An 18,090-nucleotide genomic window follows, 5' to 3' on the forward strand; every position below is an offset into this window, starting at 1 on the left:
CGCTGGGACTACTCGGTTCAGACTAAGCGGCGAGGCTCAGAGCTGTTGGTTGTGTCTCACGGATTGAGATTGCCGGTGGAAGGCATGGCCTCTGCTCACTGAGCTCAGAGCGACCTCAGACGTATGATCCACCGACTTTGCGCCCTTAGTCGCTGCGCGGCGTGATGGATGTTCGGCCTGCGCGGGCCAGGGCCACGACCCGGTCGCGCACCTGGCGGTAGAGGGTGGCGGGAAGCAGGCCGTAGCTATAGGTTTTTGCGCCCCGGCGGATGGGGCGGAGGTCAACGCCCGGCCAGATAAATCGGTTGAGGTCGGCGGCGATCACCCAGGAGCGCGCGCTATCGAGCCCAAGGCGCTGTTTGGTCGCCGCTGGAATCTCGATGGCGCTTTCCGGATGGGTAGGGGGCGCATGTGTGACCGGCGCGACGGTGACGACGGTTCGCCCATTGCCTTCCTCGACCGCAAGAATGATGACGCAGGGGCGATCCTTGCGGCCTTCTTCCTGACCGCGCAGGGCTTCGTCACGCCAGAGATAGGCATAGGAAATGACGAGGCCGGGAACGGGCTCGGGCAATGACACCGGCGATCAGCGGGTTTCGTGATCGAAATCGGCGGCCTCGGCGGGCGGCTCGGCGGCGGCAAGGGCGTTCAGCGCCGCGTTGTCCAGTTCCCAAGGGTAGAGCGCCGTGCGGTCGTTCTGTTTGAGGCGGCGGTATTCTTCGGCGGAAAGCAGCACCAGCCGCTCACGGCCATGACTGGTGATCGACACCGGCTCACGCAACGCCACTTCGGCGATACGACCGTAGGATTTCAGGAACTCGGCAGACGAAACGGTGTGGGTCATCAGTTACCTCTCTTTCCTCAGATTATCTGAATTACTCGAATAATTCAAGTTTTGAGTGGGGTAGGCCGCCAATCCCTTGCAACGGACAGGCCCGCGCCTGGGCCGTAGTGCGACAGGGCGGCGTTCAGGCCGCGCTGGCCGAACGGGACGCATGCAGGATCGGATCGTTGGCCGGATGTCCCCAACTTGCCGCGCCCTGCGCCGCCGCCTAGGCTCGGCCCCTTCGCCGCCAGGCGGCGTCTCCGGAGCCTTCGCATGTCCGACGCCTCGCTGATCCTGTCCCGGCGCGATCTGGATTTCATTCTGTATGAATGGCTGGAGGTCGAGGGGCTGACGCAGCGGGCGCGGTTTGCTGATCATGATCGGGTGTCGTTCGACGGGGTGCTGGACACCTGCGCCCAGCTTGCGGCGGATATGTTCGCGCCGCACAATCGCAAGGCCGATCAGAAGGAGCCGACCTTTGACGGCGAACGGGTGACGATGATCCCCGAGGTGGCCCAGGCCCTGGCGGCGTTCCGCGAGGCGGGGCTGTTCTCGGCGGCCCAGGACTATGAGCTGGGCGGGCTGCAACTGCCCAATGTGATCGAGCGCGCCGGTTTCGCCTGGTTCCAGGCGGCCAATGTCGGCACGGCCGCTTATCCCTTCCTGACCATCGGGGCGGCCAATCTGCTGAAGACGCACGGCACGGCCGCGCAGATCGACGCCTATGTGCGGCCGATGCTGGAGGGGCGGTTCTTCGGCACCATGTGCCTGTCGGAGCCGCAGGCGGGATCGTCCCTGGGCGATATCCGCACCCGGGCGGTTTCACAGGCCGACGGCAGCTATCGGCTGTTCGGATCCAAGATGTGGATCTCGGGCGGGGATCACGACCTGTCCGAAACCATCGTCCATATGGTTCTGGCCCGGATGGAGGGGGCGCCGGCGGGGGTGAAGGGGATCTCGCTGTTCGTGGTTCCCAAACACCTGTTGGACGAGAGCGGCGCGCCGGGCGAGCGCAACGACGTCGTCCTGGCCGGGCTGAACCACAAGATGGGCTATCGCGGCACGACCAACACCCTGCTGAACTTCGGCGAGGGGCGGCATACGCCGGGCGGGCAGGGGGGCGCGGTCGGCTGGCTGGTCGGGGCGCCGCATCAGGGGCTGGCCGCCATGTTCCACATGATGAACGAGGCGCGGATCGGGGTCGGGGCGGGGGCGGCGGCCCTGGGCTATACCGGCTATCTGCACGCCCTGGACTATGCGCGCGGCCGGCCGCAGGGACGGCCCCTGTCGGCCAAGGATCCCGCCAGTCCGCCCGTGCCGATCATCCAGCACGCCGATGTGCGCCGTATGCTGCTGGCGCAGAAAGCCTATGCCGAGGGGGCGCTGGGGCTGAACCTGTATTGCGCGCGGCTGACCGATGATCAGACGACGGCGGAGGACGCGGCTGAGCGGGAGCGGGCCGGGCGGCTGCTGGACATGCTGACGCCCATCGCCAAGAGTTGGCCGTCGCAATGGTGCCTGGAGGGCAACAGCCTGGCGATCCAGGTGCTGGGCGGATACGGCTATACCCGCGACTATCCGGTCGAACAGTTCTATCGCGACAACCGGCTGAACCCGATCCACGAGGGGACGCACGGGATCCAGGGGCTGGACCTGCTGGGCCGCAAGGCGATCATGGACGGCGGCTCAGGGCTGAAGCTGCTGGGCGAGACTGTTCTGGCGACGGTGGCGCGGGTGTCGGGCGACCCCGAGTTGGAGCCCTATGGCGAGGCCCTGGCCAAGGCCATGGTCCGTATCGGCGAGGCTACGGCGACGGTGTGGCGCGACGGGGATCCGGAGCGGGCCCTGGCCAACGCCTCGACCTATCTGGAGGCTGTGGGCCATGCCGTGATGGCCTGGATCTGGCTGGAACAGGCGCTGGCGGCGGCGGGCAAGACCGGCGACTTCTACGACGGCAAGCGCCAGGCCGCGCGCTACTTCTTCCGCTGGGAACTGCCCAAGATCGGGCCGATGCTGGACCTTCTGGTCAGCAAGGACGACACGACGCTGGCGATGCAGGACGCCTGGTTCTGATCAGGCGGCGGCGGTCCCGCGCCAGAAAGTCCGGTCGACCAGGCAACGCACGCGGCTGAATGCGGCGGAGGCGCCGGCCATGACCCGTGCCTCTTCATCGGCCGTCAGATCGGGGGCGTCGAGGGCGGCGGTAAAGCTGCGCCAATGGTTGGCCCGACCCTCGGGCGAGGCGGCCAGATGGCGGGCGCCGAACTCGGCCGACAGGCCCAGGCCGGCGGCGGCCTTCAGCAGGAAGGCGGCGCCCAGGTTCGATCCCTCGGCCACATAGAGCCAGCCCAGGGCTGTGGGCGCGTCCACCGGCTCGCCGGGTTCAAACCGGGGTCGTTCGTCTTCCAGCGCAGGCGCGGCCTCGAGGTCGGCCAAGTCCGCGCGGACTTGCGGGTAACGGCGGCGTTCCGTCAGACCGGGAATCTTCGTGGCCAGCTCGGGCGCGTCGTAGAGGGCGGCGATGTCGCGGTGGAACAACTGCTGCACCCGCAGAAAGTCCGCATAGGCGTCCCGGCTGGCGAAGGGTTCCGCCTTCATGATCGCCTGGTCCAGCCCATCGTGAACGCCATGGGTGGCGGCCTTCAGACGCCTGGCGCGGCTCGTGTCGACTTCGGTCATTAAACGCCTCGAGTTACTGAGGCTGGAGCTAACCTAGTTGCGAACAAATCGCAAGTAGGTCGGGCGTCACGGGCGGATGAAATGCGGCACGAAGCGCGAGGTGTTGCGAGTGATGCGGCCCGTGTCCTCACGCAGGCTGATGCCGGCGGGCTCTGTTCCCACGACCCAGGAACCGACGATGACGTGGCTGCCGTCGAACAGGGGCGGATTGCAAAGGGCCTGACGGATATAGCGCCCCTCGCCATAGCCGCCGTCCACGACCTCGGCCGCGCTCAGCCCCTGGTCGATCAGTTCGACATTGTCGCCCTCGCGCGAGAACAGGGGCTTGCGGACATAGGATGAGCCCAGCGCCGCCTCGGCTGGATCGCCTTCGAAATAGGACTCCAGCAGGTTGGGGTGGCCTTTGTGGCGTTCCCACAGCAGGGGCAGGATGGCCTTGTTGGACAGGATGCTCTTCCAAGCGGGCTCCAGCACCGTAACGTCGGCGGTGGGCAGGGGGGCGGCGTATTCGTCGCGCAGCATCTGCTCCCACGGATAGAGTTTGAACATCGCCTGGATGATCCAGTTCTCGTGGTCCACGAACCGGCCGTCGGCGTTCAGGCCGATCTGGTCGATGGCGACGAACTGGGGCTCGAGCCCGGCCTGACGCGCCAGGTCTTCGAGGAAGCGCACGGTCTGGCGGTCCTCGACGAACTCGGCGTCCGAGGCGAAGTGGACGAAGCCGCCGTTGGGGAAGATGGCGCGGAAGCGATCGACCAGCTTCTCGTGCAGGCTGTTGAACTGGTCGGCGTCGGCGGGCAGGGCGCCGGCCGCGATCTGGTCCTCCAGCCACAACCACTGGAACACCGCCGTCTCATAGATGCTGGTCGGGGTGTCGGCGTTGTATTCATAAAGCTTGGCCGGGCCCTGGCCGTCGTAGGCGAAGTCGAACCGGCCGTAGAGGGACGGATCGCCGCGCTTCCAGCTGGCGGCGACGTAGTCCCGCATGGGTTCGGGAATATCGAGCTGCTCCATCAGCCGCTCGGACTGGACGGCCTCATTGACCAGCTCCAGGCACAGGCCGTGCAGTTCCTCGGTCGGCGCTTCGATCCCGTCCTCGATCTCGGGCAGCGAGAAGGCGTAGGCCGCCGTCTCGTCCCAGTAGGGTTTGCCATCGGTATGGCGCCAGGTGAAGCCGAGTTCCTCGGCCTTGGCGTCCCAGTCGGTGCGGGGATCGAAGCGCAGACGCTCCATGGGTCAGGCCGGGTCCTTGTCGGGCGTAGATTGGCCGATGCGCGGGGTGACCACGGTCACGTCCGGCTGGCTGAGGCGGGCCAGAACGTCGTCGGCCGAAGAATGGCCGGGCAGGATGCCGGCTTCGCGCAGCTTGGCGTCCAGGTCGGCGCCGGTGCGGCGGTCTTCCAGGGCCTGGCTGGCGTTGAGCTTTTCTTCCTGGATGGCCTGGCGCTGCTTGATGCGTTGCAGGCTGTCCGCGGCCGAGCCGATGCGCGACTGGGCGCCGGCCGAGTTCAGGGCGACCGAAGTCTGGGCGCGCTGGACGGAGTCGTTGACCTTGACGATGTCGATCTCGCGACGGAGCGTCTCGATCTTCTGGTCCGTCGAGGCGATGGCGGTGCGCAGGCGCGTCTCGGCCGTCTTCATGTCCTCGATCAGCGGGCCGCGGCTGGTGATCTCGACTTCCAGCTCGGCGATACGGCCGGCGACCTCGCGGGCCAGGTCGGTCTTGCCCTGGCCGAGGGCTGAGCGGGCCGAGCTTTCGTACTTGGCGATCTGGTCGCGGAAGCTGGCCATTTCGTTTTCGGCCATGCGACGGCGCGCCACCAGGCCGGCCAGGTCGTCGCGCGCCTTGCCTTGAGCATTGTCGGCGTCGCGGATTTCCTGGTCGAGGATCTTCAGAGCGTTGGCATCGACGACGCCCTGGGCGGCGTCATGGGCCGAACCGCGGAACAGGGCGGAGAGTTTTCTGAGCATGGACATGGTCGGTCTTCCGGGATCAGGCGGCTTCGGCGCCGAAGGTTTCACGCAGTTCGGTGGCGTCGATCGCATTCTCGGCCAGGGTGCGCAGTTCGATGAGTATGGTTTGGAGGGTCGTCTTGCACGACAGTTCGCCCATCAGCTCATACACGTCTTCGCCGCCGACGTTGGTAATGGCGAAGTTGGACAGGGGCACCACGCGCTGGGCCTTCAGCAGGAACTCGTTGAAGGCGTGGCGGTCGGCCTGTTCCGACACCGGCCACAACAGGACCGAGCAGACGATCTGGGCGCCGCCGACGCTGAGATAGACCGGCAGATCGCCGTATTCGTGCATGGTGGCCAGCAGCACGGGGTCCGCGCCTTCCAGCACGCGCAGGGTCATTTCGCCCTCGCGCAGCAGGGGCGAGCCGTCCATCGCCGCCTTGATGGCGGGCACGGTCCAGGGTGTTTCGATCACGGCGTCCATCTGATGGTCGTCTCCAGGGGTGAAGGAATCGGAAGTGGGGCGGCGCGGCCGGCCCGCAAGGCCCTGAGCGGCAAGGCTCTGAGCGGCAAGGCGGGGGCCGCGCGTGGAATCGGTGATGATGGCGCGGACGGCGGCCTTGACGTCGTCGCGGGCGGATTCAGGCACCCAAAGCTCCAGCTTGACCAGGCCCGCCTCCCGACGCGCCTGTCGCCACGCACGGATGCGATCATTGGCGGCGGAGGAGGGCGGAGCGCTGTTCGGCATGTGGTTACATGAAACGCGTAACATGTATGCTTGACTTGAAGCAAGATCGGACGGAAGCTGGGGTCATGAACCGCATCTTTCGGTCGCATCGTCGCTGTTCGCTCGCCGTCCGCGCGCATCGGGCCTAGATAGTCGCCCATGTTCAAGAAGCTCTTTGGATCACCGGACAAGGCGGAGCCCGTCTCCAAGCTGGCGACGGTGCGCAACATCACCGTGGGCCGGACCGTGTCGCTGGACCCGCTGGCCTGGCGCCGGCTGGGGGACGAGACGCATTTCGCCCTGGATCGCGACGTGCTGGACATCTCGGCTCAGGGCCTGGTCAGTTTGGACGGCGGACAGTTCGTCCATCGTTTCTATACCGACGACCACGTCATGCTTCAGGCCATGAGCGACGACGAGGCGGGGCTGGAATCCTATGACTTCAGCCTGTTCATCCCCTGGACTTCGGCCTATCCGCCGGGCGAACGCGAGCGGCGCATCTGGCGCGACCGGCTGTCGGCGCCGGTGTTTCATGGGGCGGCCGAGGAACTGCCCGATTATCCGCGGTTCTGGTTCGCCGAGAGCGATGCGATCCAGCCGCCGGTCACCCTGTGGGAGACCATCTGGGACGACCGAGCCGCAACCAAACCCTATGCCAAGATCTTCCAGACCTGCATGTTGTATGCGCGAGAGCTGGCGGATGGGCGCGAACTGATGATCGCCCTGGAGCAGCAGCCCGAGGGCGGCGAGACGACGCACGAAATCATGATCGGCATTCCGCTGGAAATGGCCGAGTTCCGCGCCTGAGGGCGCACATCGAGGGGCAAGACAGAATGTTCGACTGGTTCGTATTTCAGCAGGGGGCGATCGCCTTCATTATCGCCTTTGCGGCGGCCGGCGCCTTCACCGTGGCGTTCAAGCTCATCTATCAGTGGGTCACGCCGTACCACGAGCATACGCTGATCCGGGAAGGCAATACGGCGGCCGCCATCGCCCTGGGCGGGGCCTTGATCGGCTATGTCCTGCCTCTGGCCTCGGCCCTGTCGCATACGGTCAGCCTGGCCGAGTTCGCCGCCTGGGCCCTGCTGGCCGGCATCATCCAGATCGTCGTCTTTGTGGCCATCAGCCGCATGGCGTTCCGCAATCTGGTCGCCCGCATTGAGGCGGGCGAGATCGCCGCCGCCGTCTATCTGGCCTCCATCTCCATCTGCGTCGGCCTGCTCAACGCCGCCTGCATGACGTCGTGACCGCCATGACCGATCCGAAGAGTCTGCCTCAAACCACCACGATGCGGCGGCTGAAGCGGTCGCGCGTGCTGCATGTCAGCAGCCTGATGGCCACCGCCAGTTTCTCGCTGGCCGCCTGCGGCGCGCCGGACGTCCCGACGCCGGAACCCGAGCCGGCCCTGGCCTATGCGTCGCTGGAAGAATGCCGCACCGCTAACGACATCCCCGATGATCAATGCGACGCCGCCCTGGCGAAGGCTCAGGAGGAAGCCGCCAAGACGGCGCCTCGCTACGCCACGCGTGAGGAGTGCGAGGGCCAGTGGGGGCCGTCGCAGTGCCAGCCGAACAACCAGGGCGGCAACGGCTCCTTCTTCACGCCGCTGCTGGCCGGTTTCGTCGTCGGCCAGATGCTGAACGGCGGCGGTTATCGTGGCGGCGGGCCGTTGTATCGTGACCGCGAGGATCGCTACTCCAACGGTTATGGCGGCGGCTACACCTACCGCGACTATCGCACCGGTCGGACCATCACCAATGCGCGTGAGCACGGCGATGTCGTCAAACAGGCGCCGACGCGGGTGCAGAGCCGCACGACGGTCGTTTCACGCGGTGGTTTCGGCGGCGGCGGGCGCAGCTACGGCGGCTGAACCGGCGGCTATCGAAGCGTTTGATCAACGGCCCGCAGGATGCGTCTGCGGGCCGTTTTTCGTGCCGAAATCGGCCGAACAAGACAGGGCCGTGAAGTTTGAATGAAAAGCCTTGTCACACATTGAGGGGGGCTGAGAGCCCGTCGTTGAAGCGCCTAGAACTCACTGGGGGCTACTCAAATGAAGAACCGAATTCTGGGCACGACGGCGTTCGCCGTGGTCGCCGCAACGCCGTTCGTCGCCTTGGCGCAATCCGCCGCGCCGGCTGCCGACAGCGCCGTCGTCGCTGCGTCCAGCCAGGCCGATGCGGCCACGCTGGACGAGATCGTCGTCACGGGCTCGTATCGCCGCAGCCTCGAAGAGGCCGTGGACATCAAGCGCAAGACCGTCGGCTTCTCGGACTCCATCGTCGCCACCGACGTCGCCAACTTCCCCGAGCAGAACCTGGCCGAGGCGTTGCAGCGCATCCCCGGCGTGACCATCGAACGCAACAAGGGCCTGGGCCAGCGCGTCAACGTCCGTGGCCTGCCGAGCGATTACACCTTCGTCAGCATCAACGGTCTGGCGACCGCTTCGGGCAGTGGTGGTCGTGACGTCGAGTTCGACATCTTCGCTTCGGAAATCATCCAGCAGGTGACGGTCCAGAAGTCGCCGCGCGCGGCCGACGAAGAGGGCGGCATCGCCGGCTCGGTCAACATCTCGACGGCGCGTCCGTTCGACTACGACGGCCGTCGGGTCGTGGGCTCGGTCGAAGGCGCCTACAACTCCATCTCCGAAGAGGTCGATCCCAAGATCGCCTTCCTGGCCAGCGACACCTGGGGCGATTTCGGCGCGCTGGTGTCCTTCTCGACGGCGCGTCGCACCAACCGCACCGACTCGGAATCGGGCATCAACTTCCGTCCCATGTCGCGCTTCCTGGCCACGTCCACGGGCGCGCGGGGCACGCAGGCCGCAGCGGTTCTGCTGCGCGACGCCGGCATCTCGGTGCCGAACCGCGCCGATACCAGCGTGACCAACCGCATCATCTTCCAGGACAAGGTCGGTGACCGCGCCTATCTGAACACCCAGGATCAGTGGGGCGGCACGGTCGCGTTGCAGTATCGCCCGTCGTCGAACTTCAGCCTGGCCTTCGACGCCATGGTGGGCAGCTACGACACGACCGAGGACGAGTATGATGCGGCGGCCTACTCGGCCTCCAGCCGTTCGACCCTGGAAACCATCCACGAGTACGACGCCACCACCCTGGCCGACTACGACATGGTCGTGTTGCGCGACGTCTCCTACACCGCGACCCAGCACGAGATGCTGAGCAAGGAGCGGATCAACAAGACCGACTACCAGCAGTTCGGAACCGAACTGAACTGGAGCGGAGACGCCTGGAAGCTGCACGCCATCGCCGGCTATTCCGGCGCCGAGAAGACGCTGGACAACTCCAATCTTAAGCACGTCGCCTATGCGCCGTCGCGGACGCGCTGGACGGCTGAGGGCGGCGAGACGGTCAAGAGCGCCAATCCGGCGTCGATCGACATGTACAACTCGCCGTCGAGCTATCTGTTCGAGGCCTATGAGACCACCTACGAAGAGATCAGCGACGACAAGTACGCTGCCCAGATCGACTTCACCCGCTACCTGGACCTCAGCGTCTTCCCGGCGCTGAAGAGCGTGCAGGTCGGTGCGCGCTATACGGACAAGACCAAGGAGCGTCAGTACGGTTCGCTGAACATCCAGGGGCCGTCGGCCGGCAGCACCGCCTGGCTGAACACTCGCACCCTGGCGCAGAGCGAACTGACGCCGATCGGCGATCTGGTTCCCGGCGGCGACTTCAGCATCCGCGATCTGACCTGGAGCCAGGTGTCGAACGACTACGCCCGTCGCACCTTCCGCTATGACGGCTTCTACACCCCGTTCAACGCCGGCGATTACTATGAGGTGACGGAAGAGGTTCTGGCCGCCTACGCCATGGCCGACCTCGAGTTTGACCTGGGCCCGGTGCCGGTCGCGATCAACGGCGGCGCGCGCTATATCGACACCTCGATCACGTCGTCGGGCTATCACCAGATCCAGAACTCGAACGGTTCGACCGGTTATACGCCGGAACCGGTGTCGAGCGACGGCAGCTATGACAAGGTCCTGCCCAGCCTGAACATCACGGCCGACCTGACCGACAGCCTGATCTTCCGCGCCGCGGCGTCCGAGACCCTGATCCGCCCGGCCCTGACCGACCTGGCCTACAAGCGCACGGCCAGCTGGAACTCGTTCCGCTTCACCGACGGCAACCCCAATCTGAAGCCGACCTACGCCAAGCAGTGGGAAGTGGGCCTGGAACAGTATCTGGGCGACGGCGGTCTGCTGGCGGTCTCGTACTTCTGGAAGGAGGTCGAGGGCGTGGTGCGTCAGGCCCTGACGGGCACGGTGTCGAACGTGACCAAGTACAACGCCAACGGCTCGATCGACGGCGTCTACACCTTCGACGTCTATCAGCCGATCAATGAACCGGGCTCCTATGAGGTCAGCGGCGTCGAGCTGGTCGCGGTGGTGCCGTTCGGCCAGTTCTACGCCCCGCTGGAAGGCTTCGGGATCAACGCCAACTACACCGTCCTGGACAGCTCCCTGACCGGCTCCTCGACCCTGGGCATTCCGACACCGCCCATCGGGCTGGCCGACAACACCTACAACGTCACCCTGTTCTACGAGAACGCCAAGTTCCAGGCGCGCGCGTCCTATAACTTCAAGGACAAGTACGTCGAATCCATCGGCTACGAGATGTATCCGGTCTGGCGCGAGGGCTATGGTCAGGTCGATCTGTCGGCCAGCTATCGCGTGACCGACAGCCTCCAGGTCAATCTGGAAGGCATCAATGTCACCGACGAGGCGACCAAGGGCTATACGATGGATCCGTCCTTCCCGACCATGTACGAAAAGTCGGGACGTCGCATCAACTTCGGCCTGCGGATGGAGTTCTGATCCATTCCCACGCGCGAATGTCATGTTGAGGGCGGGGGGCGGCTGACGTCGTCCACCGCCTTTCCCGGCCGCGAGACCGAGTGCGCCCTTCGAGGCGGCGTGGTCACGCCTCGGGATAAAGCCTGGCGCGACGCCCCTTCCGCGAGGAGGGGGCGTCTTCGCATATCCTTGTCTGATCTCCGACGCGCGCGAGGCGACCATGTCGCTTGATCAGCTTTTCGCCGGTCTGCGTCGCGACCTTATGGCCTATGTCCAGCGCAAGGGGCTGTCGGTCGAGGATGCAGAGGACGTGGTGCAGGAAGCCTTCACGCGCTTCCATCGGGCCGGGCATGACCTGACCGGCGCCGACGCCCGGCCCCTGTTGTTCGTCATCGCCCGCAACCTTCAGACAGACCGTTGGAAGGCGGCGGGCCGGTCAGGGGTTCGCGGGACCGACGACATTCATTCGCTGGACGCCGGGCCTCGCGCCGTGGCCAGCGACACGCCGGCCGCCGACCAACACCTGATCGGACGCGAGAATCTGGCCGCCGCAGCCCGTGTCATCCGCGCCTTGCCGCCGCGAACCCGCGACGCCTTTTTGCTGCACCGGTTCGAGGATCAGACCTATGGCCAGATCGCCAAACGCCTGGGCGTGTCGGTGAGCATGGTCGAGAAACATATCGCCGAAGCCCTCCGTCAGCTGAAGATTTCACGAGATGGCTGAGGTATTCGGTGAAACTGTCGTTGTGAATATTGAAGGCGTCGGCGCCCCGTCCCCCAGCCACGCTCCGGAGCGTTTCGTTCGCGCATGATTCAGCGCCTGACATCCCTGTTCGATCGTCGGCCGAGGACCGCCGAAACCTGGCTGGCGCGGATGCGCCGGCCCGGTGTCTCTGCGCGTGACCAGGCGGCTTTCCTACAATGGCTGGAAGCGGACGAAGACCATCTGGACCAGTACGAGGCTGCAAAGATGGGCTTGGCGGAGCTGTCGCCCCTGAGCGGAGCCTTCTCAGCCGATCTGGCGCGGCTGCGGGGTCGCAGGACTGCCCGGCCGCCGAGGCGCCTTTTGATTGCAGGCGGTCTGGCGACAGGCGCGGTCGCGGCTCTGGCCGCCTTCGTTCTGGTTCTACCCGGCGCGGGCCAGGAACCTGGTGTTCCGGCGGGTCGTCTCTATGTCAGCGCGCCGGGGCAGATCACCGACATTGCGCTTGAAGACGGGTCTCGCGTCACTCTGGACGCCGATACGCGGTTGCAGGTCGCCTTTAGCCCCGACGCTCGTCGCGTGGTGCTCCTACAGGGCGCGGCCTATTTCGACGTCGCCCACAATGCCGAACAGCCCTTCCAGGTCGCCGTTCAGGATCGCCGTGTGATCGTGACCGGCACGCGGTTCGCCGTCGCCTTGAGGAAAGATCAGGCTGAGGTGTCCCTGCTGGAAGGGCGGGTCGCCATCGGCCGTACTGACATCGGCAAGGCGCGCGCGCTGGAGCGTGCCGTGGCTCTGGCGCCCGGTCAGCAGGCGGTTTTCACGCCAGGACGGGGCGGGCTGCGGGTTCGCCGGATCGACGTCGAAGCCGCCACGGCCTGGCGTGATCGCAGACTGGTCTTTCACGATGCGCCGCTGTCGGTGGTGATCGATGAGGCGGGACGTTACGCCGGCAAGCCGATGGTCATCGCCGATCCCGCCCTGGCCGACATGAGGGTAACCGCCGTTCTGCCTCTGACAGGTGAGGCGGGGCTGATCGATCGCATGGACGCGCTGCTGCCGATCTCGATTGAGCATACCGCTGACGGCCGCGCTCTTATCCGCGCCGACTAGATCTATCGCAGAGCTGTCACGCAACGGCGCTAAGCGTTGCGCATCTGTTGTTCGCCCTCTTGTCGCAAGGCACGGCCCGCGTGAAACCGCCCGCACCATCGACGCCGTTCGGTGCGCGACGTGGCGTGGTCGCGACGGTCGCAGCCCTGTCTTTTCTGACCGTCGGCGGATGGACCGTGTCCGCCCACGCGCAGGATGGGATGCGCGCCTTCGACATCCCCGCACAGGACGCCCGACGCGCCCTGGTGCAGCTCTGCGTTTCGGCCGGATGCGAACTGGCGTTTGTCGCGCCTTCGGACGAAGTGCGGCGCAGTCGGCCGGTTCGGGGGCGGATGTCCTGGCGGGCGGCCGTGCGTCAGATGCTTGAAGGGACAGGCCTCAGCCACCGATTTATCGGCGCCCGTGGGGTGCGCGTCTGGATGGAGGCGCCGGCGCCGGCCGAAACCCCGCCTGTTCCGGCTGCTGAGCTGGAATCCATCACGGTCGTCGGGCGGCTGTCGGAGCAGATCGAGGAATCCCTGCGCCGCAAGCAGGCGGCGGATGTCATCTCCGACAGTGCGTCCGCGACCCGGATCGGCGAACTGCCGGCGGCGAACCTGGCCGAGGCGTTGCAGCGCGTGCCGGGGGTCGCCATCGAACGCGAGGTGGGAGAGGGGCAGTTCGTCAGCGTCCGGGGGCTGGGGCCGCTGTTCCAGTCGGTGACGCTGAACGGAGCACCGGTCGCCTTCAACGAAAACATCCGCAACTCCACCCAGAGCGGCCGTCAGTTCCGTTTTCGCGCCCTGTCGGCTGATCTGCTGGCGGGCGCCCAACTGACCAAGTCGGCGACGCCCGATCTGATCGAGGGCGGGATCGGATCGAATATCGACATCGAGACGATCGGGGGACTGGGCGGCGATCCGTTCCTTAGCGTCAGGGTGGGTGCGACGGTCGAGGCCCGCACGCGCCAGCCCGAGACGGATATCTCCATGGCGGGCCGGTTCGTGTCCGCCGACGGGGGCTGGGGCCTGGTCGGCGGGCTGTCGCAGGAGGGGCGGTCCGTCCTTTATGACCGCTTCCAAATCCAGCGCTACACGCCGGTGATGATCGACGGCGAAGACGTCTTGGCGCCGAGCGATGTCCGCACGACCGTCGAACACGAGGATCGGCTGCGGCGAAGCGCCTTCCTGGGTGGGGAATGGCAGGCGTCGCCCTCGGTTCGATTGAGGTTCGACAGCCTGGTTTCGACCTTCGACAACGCCATTCGCGAGGACCGGATCGTCTATGGACTGGGCAGTCTGCTGGAGGCGGCGGATGCGACGGCGACAATCCAGAACGGCGTGGTCACAGCCGGATCTGTTCAGGCCGGAACGATCGACAACAACACCGAGTTCTCGAAACAGGCGCATCTGAACATCGTGGTGTCCGGCGCGGCGACGGTGACGGTCGGCGAATGGACGCTTCGGCCTCGGATCAGCCTGTCACGCGCGCGATCACGGTTGGATACGCCGCTGGAGCGGATTTCCTTCCGATCCACCCGGTCGCCGGCCTATGAGTTTGACGTTCGTCACGCCGCTTCGGATCGCCAGGCGGTGTTGTTGGAGACCGACCTCGACCTCACCGACGCTTCGGCCTTCGTATTTAAACGGCTGGGCGTGCGAGCGATTGAATCCGTGGACGACGACCTGACGGCGCTCGTCGATGTTCGGCGTTCGGTGGATGTGCCGCTGGGCGTGATGGATCTTGTCGGTGTGCGGTTCGGCGGCCAGATCAGCGACCGGTCGCGCGATTATCAAAGGCGGGATCGCGAGGCGGCGCTCAAGGCTGGTGGGGAGCTGGCACCCGCCTTTCTGGGCGCGCGGGTTCATGACGGGGTCTTCGACGAACTGTTCCGAGTGCATCCTGGACGCTGGGCGGCGGCGGACTTCGACCTGTTCCAGAGCGCATTTTTCATCCCGGGGGAGAGCGACGGTTTGAGCGTCGATCCCGACGCCCTGGTCCCGACCGGGTCCGATCTGCAGAATTCCTATGCGGTCGGAGAGCGGGTGGGCGCCGTCTATGGACGTGCCGATTTCGAGGGAACGGCCGCAGGAACGGCCTTCTTCGGCAATATGGGGCTTCGCCTGGTCGCGACGCGGACGGAGGTGAATGGGGCGCTTCTGGACGCGAGCGAAACCGGGGTCGCCGCCATCCGTCCAGTGTCTCACACCGGCGCCGACACGGCGCTTTTGCCCAGTCTCAACCTCGCCTTCGATCTCGATAGGGGGCGCCGGCTGCGGCTCGCCGCGTCGCGGACGATGACCCGGCCCTCATTGGCGGATCTGCGTCTGGCGACCGTGCCCGCCAGCTCTCTTGTCTCGAACATCTATGAGCGTGGCCAGGCGGAGATCGACGCCCCGTCTCCGGGGGCGATCTTCACGGGGGTTGGCGGGAACCCGGATCTCAGGCCCTATACGTCGATCAATCTCGACGTCTCCTACGAATGGAGCTTCCCGCAGGGTGCGCTCAGCATCGCCGTCTTCCACAAGAGCATCGACGACTTCATCGGCCTGAGGGAGGCGTCTGAGACCCTGGTGTTCGAGACCCGCGCCGGTCCCCTGGTGCGAGCAGAGGTCCTGATGTCCCGCCCCGCCAACCTAGGGCGCGCCACCAGCCGGGGTCTGGAGATCGGGGTGCATCGACGATTGCCTTCCGGTTTCGGCCTGTGGGCCAGCGGCACCTTTACGGACGGCGAGGGGCCGGAGGGTCGCAGCCTGGCGGGGGTGTCGCGCCTGGCCTATTCGATCAATCCCTTCTTCGAGCGGGGGCCGGTCGCGGTCGGCCTGTCCTGGTCCTGGCGGTCCGCCTTCCGGTCCGAGGCGGACATGCAGGGGGGAGGGGTGGCGGACTTCACCGTCGGCGCGGCGGGCTATCTGGACGCCCAGGCCTCGTTCGAAATCGGATCGGGCGGGGCCCTGGTCATCGCCGCTTCGAACCTGACCGATACGACGGACCTGGCCTATGAATACGATACGCGACGCCTGCTTCAGCTGGGCCGCGTCGGACCCAGTGTGACCGCCAGCCTGCGCTGGTCGCTGTGATCATCTTTCAAACCCTATCTGAACTCGAGGAGTGCTTATGCTCAATCTGATGGCTGCCCTGATGGCGGGCTCGGCCCTGGCCGGTGCGACGCCGCCTTGCGATCTGGACGCCGCTGATGTTCGGGCGGCGGGGGGCGACGCCTGCGCCGAGGCCTGGATGGACCGGCGCCTGGGCATGAACGATCTGACGGCCGTGGGCACACACAACAGCTATAAGCTGCCGATCCCGGACGCCGAGCTTCAGGCCATGATCGCCGTCAACTCCGGCGCCGTGGCCCTGGACTATTCGCACCGGCCGCTGGCCGAGCAACTGGATGCGGGCGCGCGCCAGATCGAGATCGACGTGCTGAATGATCCGCAAGGCGGACGATACGCCCATCCGCTGTCGGCCCTGGGGCGGCCGGGCCAGGGCGCGCCGGTCAGCCCGGCCTTTGCGGAGGCGATGGCCCGGCCTGGGTTCAAGACCCTGCATATGCCGGACGTCGATTTCCGCAGCACCTGTCTGACCTTTGTGGCCTGTCTGACGGAAATCCGCGACTGGTCGCGCGCCCATCCGGATCACGCGCCGATCTTGATCATGCTGAACGCCAAGACGGGCGGCGCCTCCATGCCCGGCGGAACGATCCCGCTGGATTTCGACGCCGCCGCCTGGGACGCCCTGGACGCCGAGGTGCGCTCGGTGTTCGACGCCGACCGGCTGATCACGCCGGATCAGGTGCAGGGACGTCACGCCACCCTGCGCGAAGGGGTTCTGGCCGGGGGGTGGCCGAAACTGGGGGCGGCGCGGGGCAAGGTCTTCTTCGCCCTGGACGAAGGACCGGAAAAGGTCGCCGCCTATCGCGGCGCGCGTCATTCGCTGGAAGGCCGGGTCTTCTTCGTCAATACGGACGAATCCTCTCCCGCCGCCGCTTATCTGACGCTGAACGACCCGGTGGCCGAGCAGGCGCGTATCCAGGCCGCCGTTCGCGCCGGCTTCATCGTGCGCACTCGCGCCGATGCAGACACCAGGCAAGCCCGCACCGGCGACGTGACCCAGCGCAGCGCCGCCTTCGCCAGCGGGGCGCAATATGTATCGACGGACTATGTCTGGGCCGACCCGCGCTTTCCCGCCTACGAGGTGCGACTGACCGGCGGCGCAGCCGCCGTCTGCAATCCGCTGCGAACAGAGAAACGCTGCGACGGCTTGGCCGTCGAACAGACCGGCGAGGCGGCGCCGCGCGGCTATTTGGCCGAGGCGGAACGACCGGACCTGACCGCCGTATTGGCCCCGCCGCCCGAACCGGGCTCGCCCCGCGCCGTCGCCGACCAGGGCGTGTTCCGCGAGACCCGCGCTTTGCAGGGCACGCCGCGTTGGGCGCTGGCGACCTCGGACGTCTCGGGCGAGATCTATGACGACTTCGCCCAGGCGTTGGGGGTGCGACTGACGCCCGAACAGGCTCCCGTTCTGACCGCGCTGCTGGATCGGGCGGGCAAAGACCGTTCGGTGGTTGGAGACGCCAAGACCTATTGGGGTACGAAACGGCCCTATCTCGGCACGGACCAGCCGATCTGCGAAGCCAAGACCGACCATCTGGCCGGCAATCCCGACTATCCGTCCGGCCATTCCGCCCACGGCGCCCATGTGGCCATGATCCTGGCGGAACTGGCGCCCCAGCGCGCCGACGCCCTCTACGCCCGCGGTCGAGAGTTCGCCGAGAGCCGCTACATCTGCGGCGCCCACAGCTACAGCGCCGTCGAGGCCGGCATCCTTTCGGGCATGGTCATCTACGGCGCCGAACAACGCTCAGCCGTCTTCCGCCGCGACATGGAGGCCGCCCGCGCGGAGGTTCAGGCGGCGCTGGCGCGCGCGGGTCTTTCGCAATAGGGGCAAGGGCTCCGCGGATCGAAAGGTGCGCGGAGCCAGCCTTGTCCGTCGGATTTGATCCGATGAAATCCAGGGAAGAATCCGAACCGAGTTCTTTGGCTGTTCCCACGTCTGTGCCCACACAGGGCAACAAACTTCGCCACCTCTCCATGGGCATGTCAGGCGATTATGAAATCGCCATTGAAGAAGGCGCGACCGTCGTCCGTGTTGGTCAAGCGGTGTTCGGGCCGAGGCCGTTGCCCGATTTCCACTACTGGCCAGATGCCGTGGCGGGCATGAGGCAGGTTCAAAGCCAGGTTGAGCGATACCGATCCCGGCCGCAGCGCCGTTATCTTCACCATGCGGTTCGC

The 18,090-nt window shown here is 66.3% G+C and carries 15 protein-coding genes and 1 pseudogene; 10 read left to right on the forward strand and 6 right to left on the reverse strand.

Going from position 1 to position 18,090, the window contains the following annotated elements; all coding sequences use genetic code 11:
• Positions 1-145 precede the first annotated feature (145 nt).
• On the reverse strand, positions 146-580 hold the full coding sequence (locus ACW177_RS07610) for a type II toxin-antitoxin system PemK/MazF family toxin (protein WP_492027969.1): 435 nt from the start codon (positions 578-580) through the stop codon (positions 146-148).
• 6 nt (positions 581-586) lie between these two features.
• The gene (locus ACW177_RS07615) at positions 587-844 is read right to left on the reverse strand and encodes a type II toxin-antitoxin system prevent-host-death family antitoxin (protein ID WP_492027970.1); all 258 of its coding nucleotides are present in this window, start codon (positions 842-844) and stop codon (positions 587-589) included.
• Positions 845-1,099: 255 nt separating this feature from the next.
• Here ACW177_RS07615 and ACW177_RS07620 point away from each other — a divergent pair, with 255 nt between their 5' ends.
• A complete protein-coding gene (locus ACW177_RS07620; protein ID WP_492027971.1) occupies positions 1,100-2,899 on the forward strand; it encodes an acyl-CoA dehydrogenase in 1,800 nt (599 codons plus the stop codon).
• Here ACW177_RS07620 and ACW177_RS07625 read toward each other — a convergent pair whose 3' ends face one another.
• From ACW177_RS07625 to ACW177_RS07640, 4 genes are all read right to left on the reverse strand, one after another.
• On the reverse strand, positions 2,900-3,505 hold the full coding sequence (locus tag ACW177_RS07625) for a biliverdin-producing heme oxygenase (protein ID WP_492027972.1): 606 nt from the start codon (positions 3,503-3,505) through the stop codon (positions 2,900-2,902).
• 66 nt (positions 3,506-3,571) lie between these two features.
• Positions 3,572-4,738, reverse strand: a complete 1,167-nt coding sequence (locus tag ACW177_RS07630; protein ID WP_492027973.1) for a glutathionylspermidine synthase family protein — start codon at positions 4,736-4,738, stop codon at positions 3,572-3,574.
• A 3-nt stretch (positions 4,739-4,741) separates the two neighbouring features.
• Entirely contained in the window at positions 4,742-5,482 is a 741-nt protein-coding gene (locus ACW177_RS07635) for a PspA/IM30 family protein (RefSeq protein WP_035305458.1), read from the reverse strand.
• 16 nt (positions 5,483-5,498) lie between these two features.
• The gene (locus ACW177_RS07640) at positions 5,499-6,209 is read right to left on the reverse strand and encodes a YjfI family protein (protein ID WP_492027974.1); all 711 of its coding nucleotides are present in this window, start codon (positions 6,207-6,209) and stop codon (positions 5,499-5,501) included.
• Positions 6,210-6,347: 138 nt separating this feature from the next.
• Here ACW177_RS07640 and ACW177_RS07645 point away from each other — a divergent pair, with 138 nt between their 5' ends.
• The 9 genes and pseudogenes from ACW177_RS07645 to ACW177_RS07685 form a co-directional block, all read left to right on the forward strand.
• Positions 6,348-6,995, forward strand: a complete 648-nt coding sequence (locus ACW177_RS07645; RefSeq protein WP_492027975.1) for a DUF2491 family protein — start codon at positions 6,348-6,350, stop codon at positions 6,993-6,995.
• Between the two features lie 26 nt (positions 6,996-7,021).
• Positions 7,022-7,435 (forward strand): DUF350 domain-containing protein, encoded by a 414-nt coding sequence (locus tag ACW177_RS07650; protein WP_492027976.1) that lies wholly within the window; start codon positions 7,022-7,024, stop codon positions 7,433-7,435.
• A gap of 5 nt (positions 7,436-7,440) precedes the next feature.
• On the forward strand, positions 7,441-8,058 hold the full coding sequence (locus ACW177_RS07655; protein WP_492027977.1) for a DUF1190 domain-containing protein: 618 nt from the start codon (positions 7,441-7,443) through the stop codon (positions 8,056-8,058).
• Positions 8,059-8,238: 180 nt separating this feature from the next.
• Complete coding sequence (locus ACW177_RS07660) at positions 8,239-11,022, forward strand: TonB-dependent receptor (RefSeq protein ID WP_492027978.1); 2,784 nt, start codon at positions 8,239-8,241, stop codon at positions 11,020-11,022.
• A gap of 199 nt (positions 11,023-11,221) precedes the next feature.
• Entirely contained in the window at positions 11,222-11,725 is a 504-nt protein-coding gene (locus tag ACW177_RS07665) for an RNA polymerase sigma factor (RefSeq protein ID WP_492027979.1), read from the forward strand.
• Positions 11,726-11,809: 84 nt separating this feature from the next.
• Complete coding sequence (locus tag ACW177_RS07670) at positions 11,810-12,817, forward strand: FecR family protein (RefSeq protein WP_492027980.1); 1,008 nt, start codon at positions 11,810-11,812, stop codon at positions 12,815-12,817.
• A gap of 80 nt (positions 12,818-12,897) precedes the next feature.
• Entirely contained in the window at positions 12,898-15,876 is a 2,979-nt protein-coding gene (locus tag ACW177_RS07675) for a TonB-dependent receptor (RefSeq protein ID WP_492027981.1), read from the forward strand.
• A 37-nt stretch (positions 15,877-15,913) separates the two neighbouring features.
• Entirely contained in the window at positions 15,914-17,740 is a 1,827-nt protein-coding gene (locus tag ACW177_RS07680) for a Ca2+-dependent phosphoinositide-specific phospholipase C (RefSeq protein ID WP_492027982.1), read from the forward strand.
• Between the two features lie 128 nt (positions 17,741-17,868).
• Positions 17,869-17,973 (forward strand): annotated as a pseudogene (locus ACW177_RS07685) (YggS family pyridoxal phosphate-dependent enzyme); the annotation flags it as partial.
• Between the last annotated feature and the right edge of the window lie 117 nt (positions 17,974-18,090).

It is taken from the genome of Brevundimonas sp. AVps23W (genome assembly GCF_058681395.1).